Below are 5,874 nucleotides of genomic sequence, written 5' to 3' on the forward strand. Positions count from 1 at the left end.
CTCCAGGTCGTGGCAGGTTGTTCGAGGTGCCCTGAAGTCGCTCCCACAGGGGCTTGCGGCGAGCCCGCCGGGTGCACTGTGGGAGGGACTTCAGTCCCGACGCATTGCGCCATCGGAAGGCTCACCACCTCGCGCGTCGCGGATGCATGACCGTTGACTCCTGCGGAACGGCGCGATGCGTGACGGACACCGGTGGTTGGCGCTGTCCCCCGAAGGCGCCCCGCGGGCGCTGCGCCTGCCGCACGTCGACGGCAGGCGCCTCGGTATGCGGCCGGCTCAGCGCAGCTCGCGTTCGAACAGCTTGAGGATGCGCTTGTACTCGTCCAGCCAGGAATCGGCGCGGGTGAAGCCGTGCTTCTCCAGCGGATACGGCGCGATCTCCCAGTTGTCCTTGTGCAGCTCGATCAGCTTCTGGGTCATGTCGACCGAGTCCTTGAAGAACACGTTGTCGTCGACCATGCCGTGGGCGATCAGCAGGTGGTCGCGCAGGCCGCTGGCGTATTCGATCGGCGAGGAGGTGCGGTAGGCCTCCGGGTCCAGGTCCGGGGTGTTGAGGATGTTGGAGGTGTATTCGTGGTTGTACTGGCTCCAGTCGGCCACCGGGCGCAGCGCGGCGCCGGCCTTGAACGTGCCGGGGCTGCGGAACAGCGCCATGTAGGTCATGAAGCCGCCGTAGGAACCGCCGTAGATGCCGGCGCGGCTGCGGTCGCCCTGCTTGCTGTCGACCAGCCAGTCCAGGCCGTCCAGGTAGTCCTCCAGCTCCGGATGGCCCATGTCGCGGTAGATCGCGGTGCGCCAGTCGCGGCCGTAGCCGGCGCTGGCGCGGTAGTCCAGGTCCAGCACGATGTAGCCCTTCTGCACCAGCAGGTTGTGGAACATCTGCTCGCGGAAGTACGGGGTGTAGCGCGCCGACACGTTCTGCAGGTAGCCGGCGCCGTGAACGAACATCACCACCGGATAGCGCTTGCCCGGCTCCGGCTGCGCCGGACCGTAGTACTTGCCCCAGACGGTGCCGGCGCCGTGCTTGGACGGCACCTGTACGAACTGCGGCTGTACCCATTGGCGCGCCTTGAACGCGGCACTGCGGGTGTCGGTGAGCACGCGCGCGTTGCCGCCGGCGGCCGGCAGCACCGCCAGTTGCGGCGGCAGGTAGGGGCCGGAATAGTGCACCAGCAGCTGCTGGCCGTCCGGCGACAGCGCGAAGTCCTCCACGCCGTCCAGCGAGGTCAGTTCGGCGACGCTGTCGTTGCGCAGGTCGAGCTTGCACACCTCGTAGTCGCCCGGCCACTTGCGGTTGCACAGGAACAGGAAGCCCTGGCCGTCGGCGCTGACCACCGGCGCGGACACTTCCCACTTGCCGGAGGTGCGCTGGCGCGGCTTTTCGGCGCCGCGCTGGGTGTACAGGTGCGAGTAGCCTGACTGCTCGGACAGCAGCCACAGCGTCTGGTTGTCCGGCATCCAGCCGAAGTCGTTGAAGCTCCAGTTGATCCAGGACGGATCGGTGAGGCGGTGGCGCGGCTGCAGCACCGCCTTGTCCAGGTCGACGCTGGCGATCCAGCGATCCTTGTTGTCCACCGCGCGCAGCAGCACGGCGACATTGCGGCCGTCCTCGCTCCAGTGCATCGAGGCGCCGCTGCCGTCGCCGTCGGTTTCCACGCGCACCGCGCGCGGACCCTGCAGCGGCTCCTGCTTGGCGGCCTTGCGCAGCGCCGCCAGCGGATCGGTGCCGATGCCGGGCAGCACCGACAGGTCGAGCTTGCGTGCGCTGCCGGCCACCGCGTCGACCAGCCACAGGGTCTGCGCCACCGGCGAATTGCGCCCGACCAGGGTGCGCGCTTCCTGGAACTCGGCGTAGCCGGATTCGGTGACGTACTTGGGCATCTTGCTGTCGCGGCCTTCCTCGGCGCCCTTGGCGTGGGTCACCACCAGCAGGTGGCGGCCGTCCGGCGACAGCGCGCTGTCGTCGACCACCACGTCGTCGCCCAGGTACACCGGTGCCGGCGCGCGGCTGCTGTCGGCGCGGCGCCAGGCCTGCTCCTGCTGGCGCAGCAGCTCGCGCTGGGCGCGGTCGCGGGCCAGGGTTTCCAGGGTGCGCAGCTGCTGGTCGCGCAGCACGTCGGGCTTGGGCGCGGCATCGGGATCGCGCTCGGCCTTGAGCACCGCGGCCTGCTGCACGCCGCCGCCCGGGCTCCAGCGGTACCAGTCGTTGCCGACCCGCCACAGCGCGCCGCCATCGCTGGTGAACTGCGGCCGCGCCGCGGCCTGGTTGCTGCGGGTCAGCTGGGTCAGCGCGCCGCTGCGCAGGTCGCGCAGGAACACGTCGCCGTTGCGCACGAACAGCATGCGCTGGCGGCGGGTGTCGTAGACCGGGTTGGCCGCGTCCAGGGTGCTGCGCTGGGCGTCCTCGACCCGCTGCGCGGCGCCGCCGTCGACGCCCTGGCGGTAGGTGTCGCGCACCGGGCTGCCGGTGCGCTTGAGCTGGTACTGCACCTGGCGCCCGTCCCAGGCCCACCAGGCGTCCTCGACCGGCGGCCCGATCCAGTCCGGATCGGCCATGGCCTGCTCGATGGTCAGCGGGGCGGCAGCTTCCTGGGCCGCGGCCAGCGGCGGCAGGCAGGACAGGGACAGCAACACAACAGCGCTCAGGGCGAGACGACGCATCTGGAATTCCGGGCGAACGGCAAACCGCAAGCGTAGCAGCCGCCAGGGTGGCGGCGATTGCGCCGTTGGTCATGGGCGCGACCGGGAGCGGAGGCCCTGTAATCTTGGTGACGGCGCTGGCGGACGCGCGCCGGGTAGATCGGCGCACGCGGTGGCTGCGCCATGATCGCTCGTCACACCGCGCGTCGCTTCAGGTCACGACGGCCTGGAATGACGCAGGCCAAGGTCGGCACGCCACCGGGCAAGCAAGCATGCAAACGCGAGGGAACCATGAAAAGTGTGCTTGTGTTGGCGGCGCTTGCAACAATTGGCGGACAGCAAACGCACGACTTGCCGAAGACCGACTGCGCCTCCAGCTTGCGCCCGCTCGAAACCATTCAGCCAGCGCTGCCAGGGCGCACGGGAAGCCAGTTCATCGGCTCGATCTACGTCGCGATCGTGATCGAAAGGAACGGTGACGTATCGGTTGCCGAAATATCGAGGGTCGATATCAAGCAGTTGGAGAGAAGGAAATTCTCCGATTCAGGCTACGCTGAAGCGGTGCTTGACGCTGTCGGACAGTGGACGTTTCCCGAGGTGAGCATGCGATGCAAAAAGGAAGTCAAGGTGGAGTTGGCGTTGTCTCATTGATGGAGGCGCCGGGCTTGAGGCGGGGCCCGATCAACTGAGCCTCGAACAGAGCCCTCTTTCCGCTATTGCGGTTGCGCCAACCCTGCGGCAATGGCGGCGCTGCGACAAACCGTCACATCCCATTTCTCCGCGCCGCACCAACAATAGGCATCGTTTCCGCTGCCTCAGGTGCTGCCCATGGACGCCCTGCTGCTGTCGCGCATCCAGTTCGGATTCGTCATCAGTTTCCACGTGCTGTTCCCGGCCTTCACCATCGGCCTGTCGAGCTGGCTGGCGTTCCTGGAGTGGCGCTGGCTGCGCACCCGCGACACGGTGTGGCGCGATCTGTACTTTTTCTGGCTGAAGATCTTCGCCGTGTCCTTCGGGATGGGCGTGGTCAGCGGCATCGTGATGAGTTTCCAGTTCGGCACCAACTGGGCGGTGCTCAGCGAACGCGCCGGCAACATCCTTGGTCCGCTGCTCAGCTACGAGGTGCTGACCGCGTTCTTCCTGGAAGCCTCGTTCCTCGGGGTGATGCTGTTCGGCTGGCACAAGGTGCCGGAGAAGCTGCACTTCCTGGCCACCTGCCTGGTCGCCATCGGCACGCTGATCTCCACGTTCTGGATCCTGTCGGCCAACAGTTGGCTGCAGACGCCGGCCGGCTATGCGGTGGTCGAAGGCGTGTTCCATCCGGCCAACTGGCGCGAGGTGATCTTCAATCCCTCGTTCCCGTACCGGCTCACGCACATGGTGCTGGCCGCATTCATCACCACCTGTTTCGTGATCGGCGGGGTCAGCGGCTGGTACCTGCGCCGCGGCGAGCACCTGGATGCAGCCGGGCGCATGCTCAAGCTGGCGGTGGCGTTCGCCGCGATCGCGCTGCCGTTGCAGATCGCCGCCGGCGATGCGCATGGCCTGAACACGCTCGAGCACCAGCCGATCAAGGTGGCGGCGATGGAAGGGCATTGGCATGGCGAGGCGAAGGGGCAGGGCGTGCCGCTGGTGGTGTTCGCAGTGCCCAACGAGGCCGCCGAGCGCAACGACTACGAGGTGACCATTCCTCGTCTGGGCAGCGTGATCCTCACCCATACGCTGGATGGCGAGATCACCCCGCTGACCGCGGTGCCGCGGGACGAGCGGCCGCCGGTGAAGCCGGTGTTCTATGCGTTCCGGGTGATGGTCGGGCTGGGCATGGCGATGTTGCTGCTGGCGCTGGTGTCGCTGTTCTTCTGGTGGCGCGGCACCTTGCTGCGCCGGCGCGCGCTGCACCTGGCGTGGAACGCGATGCTGCCGGCCGGGTTCGTGGCCCTGGTCGCCGGCTGGTTCGTCACCGAGATCGGGCGGCAGCCCTACGTGATCTATGGCCTGCTGCACACCCGCGATGCGGTCAGCCCGACGCTCAGTCCGGCGATGGTGTGGATCTCGCTGAGCGTGTACGTGCTCGCCTACGCGCTGGTGTTCGGCTTCGGCAGTTGGTACATCCTGCGCATGCTGCGCCATGGGCCGCTGCCGCACGAGCCGGCGCCGCGCATGCAGGAGGGCGACAAGACCCCGGCGCGGCCGCTGTCGGCGGCCGACGACGACATCGAGGAGACCCGCTGATGGACATGGCGACCGTATTGCCGGTGATCTGGTTCGGCGTGATCGGCTTCGGCGTGCTGATGTACGTGCTGCTGGACGGCTTCGTGCTAGGCCTCGGCATTCTGGCGCCGTTCGCCGAGGACGAGGATCAGCTCGACCTGATGATGAATACCGCCGCGCCGATCTGGGACGGCAACGAGACCTGGCTGGTGCTCGGCGGCGCCGGTCTGCTGGCGGCCTTCCCCAGGGCCTACGCGATCGTGCTGTCGGCACTGTACCTGCCTGTGCTGCTGATGCTGATCGCGCTGGTGTTCCGCGGCGTGGCCTTCGAGTTCCGCTTCAAGGCGCGCAGTTCCAAGTACCTGTGGGGCTGGGCGTTCGCGCTGGGCTCGCTGTGCGCGGCGTTCTGGCAGGGGGTGATCCTGGGCGCGCTGGTGGAAGGCATGCCGCTGCAGGACGGCAAGTACCTGGGCGGCGTGCTGGGCTGGTTCAGCCCGTTCTCGATGCTCACCGGCGCGGCGGTGGTGTTCGGCTATGCGTTGCTCGGCGGCAGCTGGCTGATCCTCAAGACCGAGGGCGCGATGCAGCGCATCGCCCGCACCCTGACCCGGCCGCTGGTACTGGTGGTGGTGGTGTTCATGGGCCTGGTCAGCGCCTGGCTGCCGTTCCTGGACTCGCGGATCATGGCGCGCTGGTTCCACGACGGGAATTTCTGGTGGCTGTCGCCGGTGCCGCTGCTGGTGCTGGTCAACGCGCTGGCGCTGTGGCGGGCGGCGATGGCGCAGGGCCGCGATGCGCGTCCGTTCGTGCTGACCCTGTGCTTCTTCGTGCTCGGTTTCTTCGGCTTGGTGCTGGGCATCTGGCCGAACATCGTGCCGCCCGGGCTGACCATCTGGGAAGCGGCCTCGCCGCCGTCCTCGCAGGGGTTCGTGCTGGCCGGGCTGGCGGTGCTGCTGCCGGTGATCCTGGGCTACACCGCGTGGTCGTACCGGGTGTTCCGCGGCAAGATCACCGCCGATACCG

At 68.0% G+C, this 5,874-nt stretch carries 4 protein-coding genes; 3 read left to right on the forward strand and 1 reads right to left on the reverse strand.

The features are described 5' to 3' along the window. Nucleotides 1-276: 276 nt before the first annotated feature. Nucleotides 277-2,661: a S9 family peptidase gene (locus D588_RS0113080; RefSeq protein WP_026143676.1), complete on the reverse strand. Its 2,385-nt coding sequence runs from the start codon at nucleotides 2,659-2,661 to the stop codon at nucleotides 277-279. Between the two features lie 210 nt (nucleotides 2,662-2,871). Here D588_RS0113080 and D588_RS0113085 point away from each other — a divergent pair, with 210 nt between their 5' ends. From D588_RS0113085 to cydB, 3 genes are all read left to right on the forward strand, one after another. Beyond that, complete coding sequence (locus D588_RS0113085; protein WP_232764296.1) at nucleotides 2,872-3,291, forward strand: hypothetical protein; 420 nt, start codon at nucleotides 2,872-2,874, stop codon at nucleotides 3,289-3,291. A gap of 177 nt (nucleotides 3,292-3,468) precedes the next feature. Next, the gene (locus D588_RS0113090; RefSeq protein ID WP_017910339.1) at nucleotides 3,469-4,872 is read left to right on the forward strand and encodes a cytochrome ubiquinol oxidase subunit I; all 1,404 of its coding nucleotides are present in this window, start codon (nucleotides 3,469-3,471) and stop codon (nucleotides 4,870-4,872) included. After that, nucleotides 4,872-5,874, forward strand: a 1,003-nt coding sequence (cydB, locus tag D588_RS0113095; protein WP_017916301.1) for a cytochrome d ubiquinol oxidase subunit II, incomplete at its 3' end; no start/stop codon positions are given. The genes D588_RS0113090 and cydB, both read left to right, overlap by 1 nt.

Origin of the sequence: Xanthomonas sp. SHU 308, assembly GCF_000364645.1 — a bacterium.
GTDB lineage: Bacteria > Pseudomonadota > Gammaproteobacteria > Xanthomonadales > Xanthomonadaceae > Xanthomonas_A > Xanthomonas_A sontii.